Below are 16,233 nucleotides of genomic sequence, written 5' to 3'. Positions count from 1 at the left end.
TTGGGTTGAGGAACAAAACCCAACATTTCGGGGGCTTTGTTGGGTTGCGCTTTGCTTAACCCAACCTACAATTTTTCTGCCCCCTGCCCCCAGTCTCTAACAAATAAATTAGTGCTTCTACTAAAGCCTGATTTTGTTCATCAGTACCAACAGTAATGCGTAATTTATCATCTAATCCAGGCTGCTTGAAGTAGCGGATTAAAATTCCCCGTTCCTTAAGTTTTTGATAGAGATATTCTGCGTTTGCTTCTCTTGGCTGTACCAGCAAAAAGTTAGCTTGGGAATCCCAAAGGTGAAAACCTAAGTGTTTTAAGTCTGTTGCTAACTGATTCCGCGATGCTTTAATCTTTGCCACACAAGCATTTTTATAAGCTTGATCGGTAATAGCAGCCGTACCAATTGCACAAGCGATCGCATCAATGTTATAGCTATCTTTCACCTTAAACAATCCCTGCAACAGCTTGGGATTTGCCACCCCAAATCCCAACCGCAATCCAGCCAACGAGTACCCTTTAGAAAGTGTGCGAATTACGATGACGTTTTCGTAATCCTTTACCAAAGCCAATGCATTCTCTTCGGTAAAATCTATGTATGCTTCGTCAACCACTAAAATTCCAGATAACTGGCTGGCTAATTTTCGCAGATCATTTGTTGCTACCACATGCCCCGATGGACTATTAGGCGATGCAATAAATGTCACACATCCATTGGCAGCAACCAGTTCTTCCAAAGGTAAACTGTAGTCATCGCTGTAAGGAATCTCGGCAATTTCCGCACCTTGCATTTCTGTTAATGTGCGATATAACACATAAGTTGGCATCGGATAAACTACCTTCTTCCCAGGTTCTGCACAGGCTCGAATCACCACACTCAACAATTCGTCACTGCCATTTCCGACAATTATCCAATCGCTAGGAACACCTAAAACTTTACTTGCAGCTTCCCGGAACTCCCCCCCGAAAGGTTCTGGATACCTTCGCAACCACTCGCCATCTATATTTTGCAGCACAGCTAGCGCCGCCGGCGAAGGAGGATAAGGGTTTTCGTTACTGTTGAGTTTAATTATCTGTGTACCGCGTTGGGGCTGCTCACCAGGAATGTAGCTAGCCATTGCATCAACATTAGAGCGAAAGTAGTTGGTCATATAGAGCATGAGATATGGAAAAAACAGATTCAATTTTGGATTTTAGATTTTAAATTTTAGATTCACTCTAGATAATTAAATCTTTTCCCTCACCCCCAGCCCCTCTCCCGATTCCGGGAGAGGGGAGACACATAATTTCTAGTTCCCCTTCTCCCATCTTTGGGAGAAGGGGTTAGGGGATGAGGGCTATCAAGTTTTTTGCACCTGACGGGATGCTCCGGCCAGCTATGCGTAGTGTTTCGCAGAAAAGCTATTATCTGTTAGGGAATAATTGTTAATCTACCTGATTTTAGGCTTAACCCAGAAGTATTGACAAATGACAAATGACAAATCATTACCGATATATTATTTTTTACAAACCCTATGGCGTTCTTAGCCAGTTTACAAAAGATGCTCCTACACATAGCACTCTGAAAGATTATATTGATGTATCTGATGTGTATCCTGTGGGACGCTTAGACTGGGATAGTGAAGGGTTGCTGCTGTTAACGAACGATGGACAATTGCAACATCGTCTCGCGCATCCGCGTTTTGGTCATAAACGTACTTACTGGGTACAGGTAGAGCGAATTCCAGATGCAGATGCGATAAAAAGGTTGCAAACAGGTGTGGAAATTCAAGATTACCGCACTCAACCAGCAGAAGTTAGGCTGTTACCAGAAGAACCACAGCTAGCTGAACGCAATCCGCCGATTAGATTTCGCAAAAATATACCGACAGCTTGGCTAGAAATGACTTTGACTGAGGGAAAAAACCGCCAAGTACGGCGCATGACTGCGGCTGTAGGGTTTCCGACTTTGCGGCTGGTTAGGGTTAGCATAGCCCACTTACAATTAGATGACCTACAATTGGGTCAATGGCGCGATCTCACCACATCTGAACTTCAATTTCTGCATAATTTCAGTAAATCGAAAAGTTTTCTTCCAAAGGCGAATCCTCTCTAAGGAATAAGAATTAAATAATATACAATTTATGTCCCTGGGTTACCTCACCCTCAATCCCTCTCCTTATAAAGGAGAGGGAAGTTAGATAGAGGATGAAGTTTTGCATTTTATTTAATCCACGTTCCTAACAGAAATCGACTTTCTGCTATGAGCTAGTGACATCGTGTCCGCTTAAAGATTTATCATTAAGACCGCAGGGGGAAAGAGGATTTTTGCATAGATGTGGTAACTGTAACTAAGTAAGCGGGCGCAAATAATCATCACTGGCTCGTAGTTGCGCTTTAGCGCTAAAGCGCAACTACGAGCCAAATACAGAGATTTTACTTTTCGTTACATACTTTGGTTTTATCTTGCCTACCTACTTAATTAGCTGGACATGATATGACAAGCTTTATTTATTTTGAACCAATCTAAAATCTAAAATCTAAAATTGCTATGACTCAAGAACAACAAACCGCAATTACAGGTATCTATGAAGTCTGTATTGGGATTCCAGAGCCAATTTCTGCAATTCAGTATTGGGAGCAATTTGGCTATCGCATTGGTGAAATGGGTGAATTAACCGCAGATGTAGCTAATCAATTATATGGGGTGAATTCATCTTTACGCTCAATTCGCCTCTACCACCAAAATTCAGATCATGGTTTGATCCGGCTGATGGTTTGGCAAAACCCCAGCCATGAAGGTTTGGGAACAGCTTCAATGAAAATTAAAGGCAATCGCTGGGCGACAAGCTTAACGGCAGATGTTTTAAGTATCTTAAATCATATAGAGGATGCAAAAGGGGCAGGTTTGCCTATTAGGTATACTAACCCTTATTGGGAAGTCATCTACAACAAAGAGAGGAAAAGCCGTCCTTTTATTGAGCCAGCAGCTGGTGTGCGAGAAATGCTACTACTACAACCATTAGCTCGACAGGTTTTATTTCAACGCTTTGGCTATACATTACCGCATTACGGACAAGTTAACCATAATGCGGCTCTCAAGACTAGTCAGTTTACCCATCTAGGAATCATTGTTCAAGATGACAGCAAAGAAACGCTGAAGTTTTATGAAGAAGTTTTAGGTTTGCTGCGTGTGCGTGATGATGTCGAAACTAGCTATGAATCTTCACCAGCAGGTAAAGATATTTTTGACCTTAATCCTGGTGAAAAGTTTATTGTCACGACGTTTGACGATCCCCGTTCTTCTAAGTCTGATCTGATGGCCGCCCGCAGTGGTAGACTTTATATTATTCGATTCCCAGAAGAGATAAATTTAGAATCGCGCTTTGAAGCTGCCCAACCAGGTAGCTTGGGTATGTCTTTATATACCTACCGGGTAAAGGGAATACAGGAGTATTGCGATCGCATCAAAGCAAGTACTGTACAAAAAGTTACAGATATCATTAGTAATGAGTTTGGCGAGACGAGTTTTTCTTTCGTTGCGCCAGATGGCTACTTCTGGACTTTGCTAGAAAGTAATTAAATAATTCGGCAACGCCATATTTTTAATCTGTAATTCTGGCGAGCGCAATTTTCTCTTCTTTAATTTAGTTGCTCTGTACCATCAAGGAATAATTACCTTATATGTATTATCAGTACTTACAGGGGATTTGGAGTAGTTATTAAGATTGGATGAGGGGACATTCGATCCTTTACTATAAGTTGAACCGCTCGGAAGTTGGGAAGCAGTGTTTAATGTGTTTTCGGCATTTTCACTAGCAGTCTGACGTCCTTCAAATTCGTGTAAATCAAGGTGTTCGAGTAAAGTGATGCCTTTTAAAGAAGCCAAGTCGGGATTATTCGCTTTATAGTTACCAACGTCAAAGAAGGGTGAAGACTTACGCCCTTCATTTATCCCATTGATTTCAAAATGCTGCAACAACTGACTGTTGTTCAAATTAGCCAAGTCTTTGTTGTTAGCGCGATAGTAGTTGAAGTCAAAATAGGGTGAGAACTGACGCCCTTCGTTTATCCCATTGATTTCCAAATCGTTCAACAGTTGAGAGTTATTTAGGTTTGCCAGGTCAGAGTTAAGCGACTTATATTGCCCTAAACTGAAAAGTGGATCAAAATCACGTCCCTCAGAAATACCGTTGTTTTCCAGATGATTAAATAGTTGCTCGTTGTTAAAGCTTTTGAGGTCACTGTTGGAATCTCGATAATAGGTGAGGTCAACAAATGGAGAGAAAGTGCGTCCCTCAGCTACACCATGATTCTCGAGATGATCTAACAATTGGCTATTGTTAAGATTTTTTAGGTCAGAATTGCTAGCCCGATAGAAACTCAAATCCACAAGTGGTGAGAAGGAACGACCTTGGTTTAAACCATAAGCCTGGAACTGGGATAAAGCTTGAGTATCGTTTAAACCAGCTAAGTCGGAATTGGCAGCCCGATAAAAATTGGCATCAAATACGTCGTTGATATTTAGAGACATATCAGTAACCCCCTTGCATTTAAGTGTTTCTACTGTTTATGTTGTTATTCTTGCATAAAAAATAACCATGTTGTCAATGCAGAAAATTGCAACATTATTTTCTTTAATTGTGGTTATGGGGTTAAGCCAAGATACGCGCTTTTTTAGATACACTGTAAAGAATTATTACAATGATTGTTTTTTTGGTTTCTTAATTTACGGGAATTAAACCCTTAAACTTTTAGGACTTACGCAAAATGACCAAAAAACGAACCGTATTGACGCAGAGAAGCCAGTGCGCCCTTGCGGGTCCCCCGACTTGTCCCTTGCGCGTCTCCCCTTCGGAGAAGCAACTGGCGCGACACAGAGGAATAAGAGTTTGAGAGAGTTTTTGCGTAAGTCCTGACTTTGTTAAATCCGTGTTCCTAAGCGGGAGCATCCCAATTTTGGCTTAAATCTTTTCCCTCACCCCCAGCCCCTCTCCCATCTGAAGGAGAGGGGAGACATAATTCTAGTTCCTCGAATCCCATATGAAGGGATTCGGGGTTAAGGGATGAGGGCAAACACAAAGTTTTTGCACCTGACGGGATGCTCCCTCCTAAGCAGCGTTTATTCTTTGTAAACCAGTGTAAATATTAAACCGTTCTCCGCGCAGGAATCCAATTAAGGTAATTCCGAATTCCTTGGCGACAGACACCGCCAAACTACTGGGAGCGGAAACAGAACAGACAATGGGAACTCCAGCAGTTGCAGATTTTTGCAAAATCTCAAAACTAGAGCGTCCGCTCACTAAAACAATACAATCATTTAAAGGCAATTCGTCACAGAGCAAAGCTGTACCAATTAATTTATCCAAAGCATTGTGTCGTCCTACATCTTCGCGCAAGTTTATCAGTTGTCCTTGAGCATTGAAGGTAGCCGCAGCGTGTAAACCCCCTGTAGCAGTAAAGATACCTTGAGCCGCCCGGAGCTTATCAGGTAGGCTATAGATGATCTCAGGTGTTACTGTTGGGCCAGCAGGAATCACTGGACATCCCCGCAGACGCAAAGCTTCAAGGCTAGCTTTACCACACACCCCACAGGCGCTACTAGTGTAGAAATGACGCTCCAAAGGCTGTAAGTCTGGAATCAAACCATCCCGCAGTTCTACATTTACGATGTTATGGCGCTGCTCACCATCTACCAATTCATCCACACAGTAACTAATCCGTCGGATATCTTCTCTGTGGCTAACGACTCCTTCACTGTAGAGGAAACCAGCTGCTAGTTCAAAATCTGCTCCTGGTGTTCGCATAGTTACAGCTACTGTCTTCTGGAGAGGGACAAGGCGAATTTCTAAAGGTTCTTCGGTGGTGAGTTGGTCTAAACGCGATCGCATTTTACCATTTTCCACTACCCAGACACTGGCTTTGGTCTTGCTTTTAGTTGGCATTTTCATATTTATGAGAGTTGATGAATCTAAATTTTGATACTAATCTGGGAACAAAGTAATGCTATTTGTATATCAGATGTCAAAGTAATTCGTAGTTACAAGACGCTCTCTACGAGACGTTAAAAGCGTAGCTTGCAACTCTTACAGAGTCCGTGGACTTGCTTGGCGCGTCGCTATCAGTATTGGTTACTGTAACCTCTTAATTACGAATTACGAATTAGTAATTATTTGGTTTACTGTTGATGCTCACCAACTACTTTATGCGGTTTCTCTTTAGGAAGTAAAATGAACCTAAAACTTTTGGCTTTCAGAAAAATTTTATTTGCAATAGTCTTTGTGATTTCCCTTGGTTTTACAGGATACCTAGTGGCTAATAATATTAGTCAGAGAGTAATTGAAAAATCTCTTGCCAAACAAGTCATGTCTACCTCGACTGTAGGAAAAAGTTCTCAACTACAGAAATTTTTAAATGAGATAGTTATAGAACAGAAAGCCCCTGGGGCAGTAATGTATATTATTACGCCTAAAGGTTCTTGGCTGGGAGCATCTGGTGTCAATAATTTGTCAACCAAAACCCGGATGAAACCCACAGATGGCTTTTCTATTGCCAGTATGAGTAAAACTTTTGTGGCGGTGGTTGTGCTGAAATTAGTCGAGCAAGGAAAGATACAATTAGATCGAGCGATCGCTACCTACTTACCAAGAGATATCAGTCCTCATATTATCAACAGCGACAAAATTACAGTTCGTCAACTACTCAACCATACCAGTGGTGTTGCTGAATACTTAGATACAAAAGAGTTTATTAAAGCTACTGCGAAAAGAAGCCGCTCACAGCCTTGGACAGCCAGAGAAGCTATTAAGTATATGTACCGAGAGCAACCGCGGGCAAATCCCGGAGAAAAATTTATTTATACTGATTGCAACTACATTCTTTTGGAACTGATTGTTGAAAATATCACTAGGGGAACTCTTGCACAAGCAACCCGCAGTCAGATTTTTAAACCATTAGGATTAAAACATACCTTTACGGAATTGCGCGAACCGACAATTGGAGAAGTTGCTACAGGTTATGGCGATCGCAATAAAAATGGTAAGCTAGATAGCTACGCCAAAGTCAATGATGGTAATGGTTTAGGAGATGGTGCATTAGTTTCAACAGCACAAGATTTAGCCAAGTTCGCTAAAGCCTTATTTGCCAAAAAAACCTTACTCTCCCCGAAGACGATCAAAGAAATGTTGAAATTTAAAGATAATGGTGAAGGTTATAGCTATGGGTTGGGCGTAGAACGGTTTTCATCTCCTTTAGCAAAAGCAATTGGACATAGTGGTATAGCTTATGGCTTTACAACATTGCTTGCATATCTCCCTAATCAAGATACCACTATAATAGTGCTGCTAAACAATCAGGATGTTGATATTAAATCAGTAGCTAGGACAGGTCTAGATATTGTCGAGAATCATTGATAGTATTTTGTAATTATGCTTTTAGGGCTGACATTATCATGTTCACCCTACTAGTCTGATTCCATGATTTTTAGAGCTAATCTACATACTTTAAATCATATCTGGGTCAATGTTGAGTTCTCGCAATTTGGCTGCTAGGCGTTCAGCACGTTGTCGTTCTTGTTCAGCGACTTCTTCCGGTGTAGGAACTAGATTCCCTTCCGCAGTGAAATAGCGCAATTTATGTTCATAAACACCCAAGTACAAATTTAACTGCTGACTCCACAACCATCCTTGAGGATTAGGTTCTATCGGTTCATAAGTACCGCCAATCAAGATAAAGCCAGCAAATTCTAAATTATTGGGATCGAACCAAAAATATTCTGGTGTGCGAAAGATATCTTGAAAAATTTGTTTTTTCAAACCCTTGTCAGTTGCGGCTGTAGAATTCGAGAGAAGCTCTACAATTATGTTGGGATATTTCCCATCTTCTTCCCAAACAACCCAACTTTTGCGAACTTTGCGTTGACATCCCAGCACTACAAAAAAATCTGGACCCCGAAATTCTTCTGACCTCTTCTGGCGTTGGCTGTAGTAAATTGTTAGATTACCCGCAGCGTAAAAGTCATTGCTGTTTCGCCACCACAATTCCAAAGATTGCAATAGCAGAATTATTTGGCGTAGATGTAATTCGCTTTCTAATGGTGGTTCGTCACTATATAAATCCCCTAGAGGAAATATTACATCATTTGGGAATTCAAAATCTTTGGCGGCGGACATGGCTGGAAGTTTTGGGGTGATATGGGTGATATAAACTTACCGTAATCTAAGTTTGTTTTTCCAGAGGCGCGATCGCATTATAATCAAGAACCCCTTCAAGCGATCGCTGACTGTCACAGACGCTACTTAAAGTCTTAACATTTATCTTTGCTTTCCATACATCCAAACAGGCATTTTTGTAACTAGCAACTTGAGTTATCTATATCTGTCTTATGTAGTGAGTGTTATACCTACCCTAAGTGGGGTTATCTATTTACATTTATTCGTTAAGTTGTATGAAGTACTGAAAGTAAATTTTCTCAGTAAGTAACCGAAAAAATCAAAATATCCTTAACTTAGTTGGAGTTTTTTATGACTTACACAGCTGATGAAGCAACAAAACCAGCTTTAGAAACTTTTAAAGGCTTTGATGTAGATACTCAGCTAGCCCTACTTTGGTTCGGTTACCTCGATCTTAAAGAGCAGCTAAACCCAGCACCTCCTGAAAGCGTAGAAGCTATAGCTAAAGCAGTGTTCGACCAAATCCAAGATTTGTCTCAAGAAGAACAACTGCAAGCACAACGGGACATTATTAATGGTGCAAGCCAAACCTATAATAGTCTAAGTCCCAATACCAAATTAGACGTTTGGCTACTGCTGGCACAAGGAATGGACAATGGAACCGTAATTCAAGTACCTTCCGATTATCAACTTCCTGGTGAAACGGATGAATTTGTCGCATTGGTCAAAAAGCTAGAGTTTGAGCAACGCGTTAATTTTATGTTGAGTGTGGTGCAAGGGTTCGGTAGTTAAATCTTTTCCCTCACCCCCAGCCCCTCTCCCAAATATGGGAGAGGGGAGACATAATTCTAGTTCCCTTTCTCCCAAAGATGGGAGAAGGGGTTAGGGGATGAGGGCTATCAGTGGATGAGGGCAAACACAAAGTTTTTGCACCTGACGGGATGCTCCCCTAGAATTGAGGATAACTAAAAGTAAATAGATCAACCTGTAAGGACACAGCAATGCTTTGTCCCTACGATAGATATGGTTGAAATAAACTGGAAAAATGAGGCTTGATTCAGATTTTTTCCAACCGCACGATCGCATTATAATCAGGAACACCTTCGAGCGATCGCTTAGTTTTATCTAGTAGCACATTCCCTTCTGGCCAATGTACTTGCAAGTTTCGTGACTGAATTGGCGCAATATAAACTTGACAGAACAACTCGCCTAAATCATTCTTAAGAATGACGCGATCGCTATCTTTTAAACCCAACTGTGTTGCATCAGCAGCATTCATTAGCACCGCCTCTCGCATCGCCCCAGTAATTGCATCCTTGCGTTCCTGCACCATACTATTAAATTGTTTGCCTCGGCGCGTTGCTAATAAAAAATAACCCTCTGGTAATTCTCTTTCGCGTGGTAATAATACCCCAAAGTGGGCTTTACCATCTGCTGTAGGAAAATTCCAGCCAAAGCATAAATGTGAGCCGCCATACTGAAACTGATCGCCAGCCTGTTGTAAGTGTTGAATACCTGCATATTGGGGGACAACTTGAGCAATTTCTTCACGGATAGCAGCTGTGTCAACAAAAGCCAGCTTATCTGCCAAATCTGGCTTTACCCGCCTTGCTAATTCTAAAAATACTTCCCACTCAGGACGCGCTTCTCCAATGCGCGGCCCCGGAATCTCTGGACTGAAAATTACCCGGCGTTCGGTGTTAGTTTCTGTGACTCCCCCCGGTATTTCGTAGCGAGTCGTCGCAGGTAAAAGCACCACAGTATCAGCAGGTTCCACCAACATTTGGCTAGAGAGAACAATATCTATATGTACCCGCAGAGGTATTTTCTTCAGCGCCGCTTCCACATAATCTGGTTCTGGTAGTACTTCTAAAAAATTCCCGCCCACAGAAACCAATACTTCTATTTCTCCTTGATGTGCAGCGTTAATCATTTCTGGAGCAATTAAACCTTTACTTGCTGGCACTTCAAAGCCCCAATGTTGGCTCAATTGGGCAGCATTTTCTGAGGTAATGGGTTTACCACCAGGAAGTACTGTCGCGTAACATCCCATCTCTGCGCCACCCTGCACCCCAGAGTGGCCGCGAATTGGCATTAAACCGCAGCCTTCCCGACCAACAAAACCCTTGGTGAGAGCTAAGTTAATGATACTTCGCACATTATCTTCACCGCATTCATGCTGAGTAATGCCCATACTCCAAACAAATACGGCTTTATTCGCTTCATTGACCATTTTGGCAAAAGCGTACATTTCTTTACGAGATGTTCCAGAAAGCCGCTCTAATTCTTCCCAAGATTGGTTTTCTAACGATGCTTTGAGTTCGGCAAAGCCATCTGTGTAGAAATTTATAAATGACTCGTCTACCCAGTTGTTAGCAATTATATGTTTAATAGTGCCATTCAAAAATGCTATATCCCCGCCCATGTTGATTAAGAAGAAGTCTTCGGCAAACTTTGTACCGAAAACGGCACTTTCTACAATTGATGGTACCCAGTAGCGCTCCATTCCTGGTTCGCGGTAAGTATTAATAACTACAATTTTTGTGCCAGCTTTTTTGGCATAATGAAGATATTTAACGGTTACAGGCTGATTATTGGCAACATTAGAGCCAATGAAGACTAATAAATCAGTTCCAATCCAGTCTTTATAAGAACAGGTGGTAGCGCCTGCACCGAGAGCAGCTTTTAGTCCTGCTGTACTGGGGGAATGGCAAATGCGGGCAGCATTATCAATATTATTGCTTCCCATTGCCCGCACAGCTTTTTGGGTAGCATAATAAGTTTCGTTGACAGTACCGCGACTGGTAACATAGAAACTGAGGCGGTCTGGTGTGGTAGTGCGAATGCGATCGCTAATTACTCCTAAAGCTTCATCCCAACTCACACGGCGAAAGCCTTTTTCGCCTCGTTGACGGAGCATCGGGTATGGAAGTCTTCCCAAGTCACGTAATTGTCCACTTTTTTGCTTTTGTAACTGTGAAACATCTTCCAATAGCACAGGGTCAAAAGCTGGCATAGTATTCATCTGCAACAGCCGCAACCGGACATTGCACAGATGAATCCCATCTAAAGTCCAATCTTTCATCCCGGTTGTTCCGAGAGCGCAACCATCGCAGACACCTTTATCAAGAATATTCCATGCGTAAGGTAGTTTGTCACGAGACAGCCAAATCGCCCGAAATACCTCCCAATAATTATTAGGATACTGTTCGCCAATCCCGAAAGGCTTCCAACTTGCCCAGTGCTGGGGTGTCCAATATTTCTTGGGTTTTGGCAACATGACACGCCCCCTCCCTATAAGCTGATATGGTCATTCTCTACACTACCGTTTAAGTAGCATTTAAGTAGCATGATTTTTTAAAAGTTGGGACACTCAGCACTGACTATTTCTGGATGGCAATAGTAAGTTAAGGGACTTCCAAATAAAAAAATATCCCAAAACTGACGCAAAAATTCTCTATATTTCTTCTCTCTGTGTGTTCTCTGCGCGGCAGTCGCTCATGGGGGAAACCCCCAAGACCGCGCTGCCTTGTCTCTGTGGTTCGTTTATTTCGATAATTTATTTCTTGGAAATCCCTAATACCGTTTCGACGGTATCCCCAATCCACAGCGCGACTTTATCAGGCGATATCCCACCGCTGATGGACTAGGTAGCGAAAGTGTGGCGAGTAGCGTAAGAGGATTAGGACTTACGCATTAGGTACGAAATGTAGGGGCAATTCATGAATTGCCCCTACGGGAAATCAGGGCTTTCACTGCCTTGAAAGAGTAAGTCCTGAGGATGTTTGAAAAGTATTGGGTGAATAAAATTCGCTACTACACAAGCAACGTCCACCACCGTGGAGTAAGAGAAAATCAAGGGTTTCAAACCCACGGAGGTGGGTTTTGTCTGTATAGCCGCGACTTATAGTCGCCAGGTTGTCTAAAGTTGAGTCTTTTGTTGATAAATTTGCGGCGCAATAATCACTTGAATTTGCTTTTCGTGGCATCTTTGAGAAAAAACGTTAATTTGTTCGGACTCCTCTCCTTCAATTGACAAAGATTGCAAAAATCCTTGAAATCCTAAAAAAGCTAATTCGTAGATAGCTTTCTGACTAAAACCACCTTGAAAATAGCCCGTGTGGGTATCAACACCTTGAGGATCTCTATTGTTAATAGACTTGCGAATAAATGCCAAGGTTAGGAAAATATAATTCCCAAAATTTATCGCTGGCTTTTGGATGGCAGAACTAACAAGTCCTATTTGATTCATCCGGTCATCTTTATAATCTGTGCAGTCAAAATATGTAAATAAATCTGCGGGTTGTACCAAATCTTCTGACATTTGAGTTATTTCTTCAAGTCTTCTATGTTCTCTATTAGAAGAACGAATTTCTAAATATTTATAAGGGTTATCAAGACTGTAACCTTTGTCAGAGTCTTGTTTATGTAAATTAACAACTCCATATTTGGGTGTGTGACCTACTAAATCATTTTTATTGTTAAAATGCTTAACTGTTATATTACCAAGCCTGTAGCCACTAATCCGAGTTCGCGCTGGGAAACTAAAATAATTTGCAGCAGTAGAGGTAAATCGTAACGCTAAGTCTCCCTCATTACAAAATATATAAGCTTCTTCGCAGCGACGTAAAGAAGAACGAAGAAAATTAGCACGTCCTGGTAAGATACTTTCTACAGGAATATCAGGTGCAACTAGCACAAGTCTGCCTAATTTAAATACATTGCCAATATCAGAATCTGGTTTTTTATTAATAGATTTAATGTCAAAAACATCAGAGAGAATACGAATTACATCTGTAACTACAAAACAACCCATACTATGACTAATAAAAGATAATTTAATCCGTTGATTTGGGGGCAATTTTACAGTATAATCAAGCTGTCTAATCAATTCAACTAAATCTGTAACCCCATAATTACTCGCTCTATAAATATCACGAAAATAAGTAGAGAGCCTGAGAATAATTAATGTAAAAATAAGTGAAGATACAATGCCAGATAAAATTAACATCGCTGTGAACAAGTGAACGGCGGTATTATTCAAAATATTTAAGAACAATAAAACTATGGCAGACCATATACTAATTGTTAGTCCCAAAACTAAATTGATAGCTAGTAAAGTTGGTAGAGAAGAAAATGCGTTGATTAGCTTTTGCCTAAAGTCACCAGACTCATCCTTTTTTATGGGATTTTCCGATGGCCATCTATATCCGATAAAAATATACTTATTTGGTTGCTGAATATGCGTATTAACATATTCATAAATCTTTTTGCAGCCTATCTCTGTATCTGATGGTGTAGAACTATATCCATGAATATTTATAATAATTTCTGGTTCGGGGCTTAATTGTAAACTTTTAGCAATTTTCTCAATCATCTCTTGGGCTGAAGGTTCAGCTTGTTCATCATTGATATTAAAAAAGTTTTTATTAGCAACTGATGATAAATCTCTATTGGAATTATTTTCTTCTGTCTCAACGTTCAGTTTTGCAGTACTAACTACTAAATAACCAGAAATTGTTTCCTGATTACTTTTTTTAAATTCGTAAATTTTATATGGTTGATTGTCTGGCAGATTCTGATTAGCCTGAGAGTTCATCAGGTTTCTTTCCTTTTACAATTTAGGTTTACTATATTCTAAGAGAGCATTGACACACAAACGCGCAAACGTGCTACCCAAAAAAACAAGCCGTGTCAATTTGAGTGGGGTGCGATCGCTAAACACTCATTTTTAACCCTGGTAAGCATATCATTAAAAGCAGGAGTATAACGGCCATCTTTATCAACAACCTTACGGAGGGTATACTCACCAGCCCTAGAAAGCCCGCCAAACCAAACGTTCTTTCTGTGCCAAATATCTCCATTGAGAGAATTTTTGTCTTGAGACATTGTACAACTTACAATCGATCTTAAAATTGGTATTCCCAGAAAAACAGGTGTGATTTGAGCTTCTTGCAAAGTTTCATCTTCAAACTGAATTTTGTAAGTTACTTTAAACCATTGAATTAAACGTAGTAATATCCAACCCGCAATCGAGTCATGAAAAGTCCACTGTAACGGGGCAAAGAGCGGCAAAACTAAAGCTCTATTCTGTGTGTCCCATTCCAAATTGTACATAGTAATGCAAGTATCTGGCAGTGGATTGCCATCCATAAAAAACACACCCTGAAGGACAGAAGGTAAGTTTGTTTGTTTGATTGGAATCATCCAGGTTGCAATATTATTGAGTTGCTTTTTCTCAATTAATTCAGTCATACTAATTTGTAATTCCTAATTAATACACACCCAAAAAATACTTCTTAAACATCCTCTCACTGGGAGCATCCCAATGAGTGCTTAAATCTTTTCCCTCACCCCTAGCCCCTCTCCCAAAGATGGGAGAGGGAAGACTAAGCTAAACCACATCTATTTTGCATAATTTCAAATTGTACATTTCTTGTGGGGTGGGCGACACGAGCGCCCAATATATGCAAGTTAAATGTGGAACAGCTTAACCCTAGTTCCCCTTCTCCCTTCATATGGGATTCGGGGTTAGGGGATGAGGGCAAACACAAAGTTTTTGCACCTGAGGGGATGCTTCCCTCTAACTTAAAGCTACCGACTGCTAAATTCATCATTCACATTCGTTGAGCAAAACCTTGTAGTACTAAATTATTAGGAGTAACAGCAGCCACTTTTTCAAAACTCCACTTGACTTCTGTAATTGAGTCCCATTGATAGTTATGAAATAGATGTAGACAGAAAATTTTGATAAAACCAATTGATAAGGATTTACCAGGACAAGCTCGTTCATGCCCTTCGCCGTTCCAAGATAAAATATCTGAAAAATTCCGTGTTAGGTCAAAATCATCTGGATTTTGGTATCTATTGGCATCCCGATTAGCCGTAAAAATAGAGCCTAGCAAGCGAGTACCTTTTTGGAATGGACATTTTTGTTCTCCAATCTCGACTTCACCCGCTTCAGTGGTAAGTTGGCTAACAAATCGTACAGGTGGATAGAGACGAGCCGTTTCTAGAATCACTTGATTGAGAAGTGTTAAATGTTCTAAAGCGTCTGGATCTAAATTTTTCTTGCCATTCCAGACTGCATTCACTTCTGAGATTACATCATTTCTGAGGGTATTATCCAAGCAGAGAACGCCAATAACAGATCCCAAAAGCGCACTCGTACCGGCAGTACCAGCAATATGAATCATATCGAAAAGGGTATTAACGATTTGGTGTTCGTTCAACTGATACTGAGCGCCTGTTTCAAGGTAAGATGCCCATAAAACCGATTGTTTATATCGCTTGGTTAAATATTGACGATGCCGAATTTTTGGCGCTGTTAATATTGCTAGCAGATACTTGCTGATAAAATTAGGCAAAGATGCAAGAACCAAACCTTTAATGTAACTATCAGATGCTGTGATTTCTTCCTCAGATAAAGATATCTGAAAAACCAGTTGATGCAAAATCGATAGGATGATTTTTGGCAAATCGTTGCCAATATGTAATTTGCCTTGTTTAGTAGCTTCTAACAAGCTTTGCTCAACTAGATTCCCTAAAAAGTCTATCTTTTGAGATGGTTCTGGTAAGGCTTGTAAGATCACAGTACGTAGTCCTGTGTGTTCGTTACCGTTTGTTCCCAAGCTGAGAGGATTATCGAGCAGGTAGCTAGGAGCTAATATTCTGATGATGCCTAAATCATTTTCCCGCAGTTGTGGTTGGGTTTGCATTAGTTCCCTCACTTGGGAGTGAGAGGAATGCATAATTGCTTGGTCTACTGCAAAATACTTGTCTCCAATATTGTCCTTACGAATGTAGAGAAAGTCCCGCCATGCTTTGAGTATGATTAAGGCATCCGTATAATAGAAAATCAAACGCAGAAATTTGCCGATCGCAGTGTCATAACCTACTTTGGCTAGTATAGGTGTAAGCCAAAGCTGGCGAGCATGACCTTTGAGAACTTTATCTTTAAGTGTCATAATATTTACTGTCATTTGTCATTTGTTGGGAGCCCTCTCCCATATGAAGGGAGAGGGGCTGGGGGTGAGGGAAAAGATTTAAGGAAAATTGGGATGCTCCCCATTTGTCATTTGTCATTAATT

At 40.8% G+C, this 16,233-nt stretch carries 12 protein-coding genes; 4 read left to right on the top strand and 8 right to left on the bottom strand.

Annotated features, from left to right (window positions below; all coding sequences use genetic code 11):
* Positions 1–55 precede the first annotated feature (55 nt).
* A complete protein-coding gene (gene hisC, locus V7K73_RS28270) occupies positions 56–1,144 on the bottom strand; it encodes a histidinol-phosphate transaminase (RefSeq protein ID WP_334885179.1) in 1,089 nt (362 codons plus the stop codon).
* A 323-nt stretch (positions 1,145–1,467) separates the two neighbouring features.
* Here hisC and V7K73_RS28265 point away from each other — a divergent pair, with 323 nt between their 5' ends.
* Together V7K73_RS28265 and V7K73_RS28260 are read left to right on the top strand one after the other, a co-directional pair.
* Complete coding sequence (locus V7K73_RS28265) at positions 1,468–2,088, top strand: rRNA large subunit pseudouridine synthase E (RefSeq protein WP_334885177.1); 621 nt, start codon at positions 1,468–1,470, stop codon at positions 2,086–2,088.
* A gap of 435 nt (positions 2,089–2,523) precedes the next feature.
* Complete coding sequence (locus tag V7K73_RS28260; protein ID WP_334885175.1) at positions 2,524–3,555, top strand: VOC family protein; 1,032 nt, start codon at positions 2,524–2,526, stop codon at positions 3,553–3,555.
* An 81-nt stretch (positions 3,556–3,636) separates the two neighbouring features.
* Here V7K73_RS28260 and V7K73_RS28255 read toward each other — a convergent pair whose 3' ends face one another.
* Positions 3,637–4,506 carry a hypothetical protein gene (locus V7K73_RS28255; RefSeq protein WP_334885173.1) on the bottom strand — a complete coding sequence of 290 codons (870 nt, stop codon included), beginning with the start codon at positions 4,504–4,506 and terminating at the stop codon, positions 3,637–3,639.
* Between the two features lie 577 nt (positions 4,507–5,083).
* Positions 5,084–5,923, bottom strand: coding sequence for a formate dehydrogenase accessory sulfurtransferase FdhD (fdhD, locus tag V7K73_RS28250; protein WP_334885171.1), 840 nt, complete (start codon positions 5,921–5,923; stop codon positions 5,084–5,086).
* A 279-nt stretch (positions 5,924–6,202) separates the two neighbouring features.
* Between fdhD and V7K73_RS28245 the strand changes: the two genes are divergently transcribed.
* Positions 6,203–7,384 (top strand): serine hydrolase domain-containing protein, encoded by a 1,182-nt coding sequence (locus V7K73_RS28245; protein ID WP_334885169.1) that lies wholly within the window; start codon positions 6,203–6,205, stop codon positions 7,382–7,384.
* Between the two features lie 90 nt (positions 7,385–7,474).
* Here V7K73_RS28245 and V7K73_RS28240 read toward each other — a convergent pair whose 3' ends face one another.
* Positions 7,475–8,143: a Uma2 family endonuclease gene (locus tag V7K73_RS28240; RefSeq protein ID WP_334885167.1), complete on the bottom strand. Its 669-nt coding sequence runs from the start codon at positions 8,141–8,143 to the stop codon at positions 7,475–7,477.
* Between the two features lie 351 nt (positions 8,144–8,494).
* Here V7K73_RS28240 and V7K73_RS28235 point away from each other — a divergent pair, with 351 nt between their 5' ends.
* Complete coding sequence (locus V7K73_RS28235; protein ID WP_334885165.1) at positions 8,495–8,935, top strand: orange carotenoid protein N-terminal domain-containing protein; 441 nt, start codon at positions 8,495–8,497, stop codon at positions 8,933–8,935.
* A 265-nt stretch (positions 8,936–9,200) separates the two neighbouring features.
* On the opposite strand, the gene V7K73_RS28230 is transcribed toward V7K73_RS28235, so the two are convergent.
* The 4 genes from V7K73_RS28230 to V7K73_RS28215 form a co-directional block, all read right to left on the bottom strand.
* Positions 9,201–11,423 (bottom strand): FdhF/YdeP family oxidoreductase, encoded by a 2,223-nt coding sequence (locus V7K73_RS28230; protein WP_334885164.1) that lies wholly within the window; start codon positions 11,421–11,423, stop codon positions 9,201–9,203.
* 642 nt (positions 11,424–12,065) lie between these two features.
* Positions 12,066–13,742 carry an alpha/beta hydrolase gene (locus V7K73_RS28225; RefSeq protein WP_334885162.1) on the bottom strand — a complete coding sequence of 559 codons (1,677 nt, stop codon included), beginning with the start codon at positions 13,740–13,742 and terminating at the stop codon, positions 12,066–12,068.
* A 95-nt stretch (positions 13,743–13,837) separates the two neighbouring features.
* Positions 13,838–14,398, bottom strand: coding sequence for a hypothetical protein (locus V7K73_RS28220; protein WP_334885160.1), 561 nt, complete (start codon positions 14,396–14,398; stop codon positions 13,838–13,840).
* A 362-nt stretch (positions 14,399–14,760) separates the two neighbouring features.
* A complete protein-coding gene (locus V7K73_RS28215) occupies positions 14,761–16,125 on the bottom strand; it encodes a cytochrome P450 (RefSeq protein WP_334885158.1) in 1,365 nt (454 codons plus the stop codon).
* Between the last annotated feature and the right edge of the window lie 108 nt (positions 16,126–16,233).

The sequence above is a fragment of the Nostoc sp. genome (assembly GCF_036916975.1).
GTDB lineage: Bacteria > Cyanobacteriota > Cyanobacteriia > Cyanobacteriales > Nostocaceae > Nostoc.
Note: the sequence above shows the minus strand (reverse complement) of the source record. Positions and strands in the feature narration are given on the sequence as shown.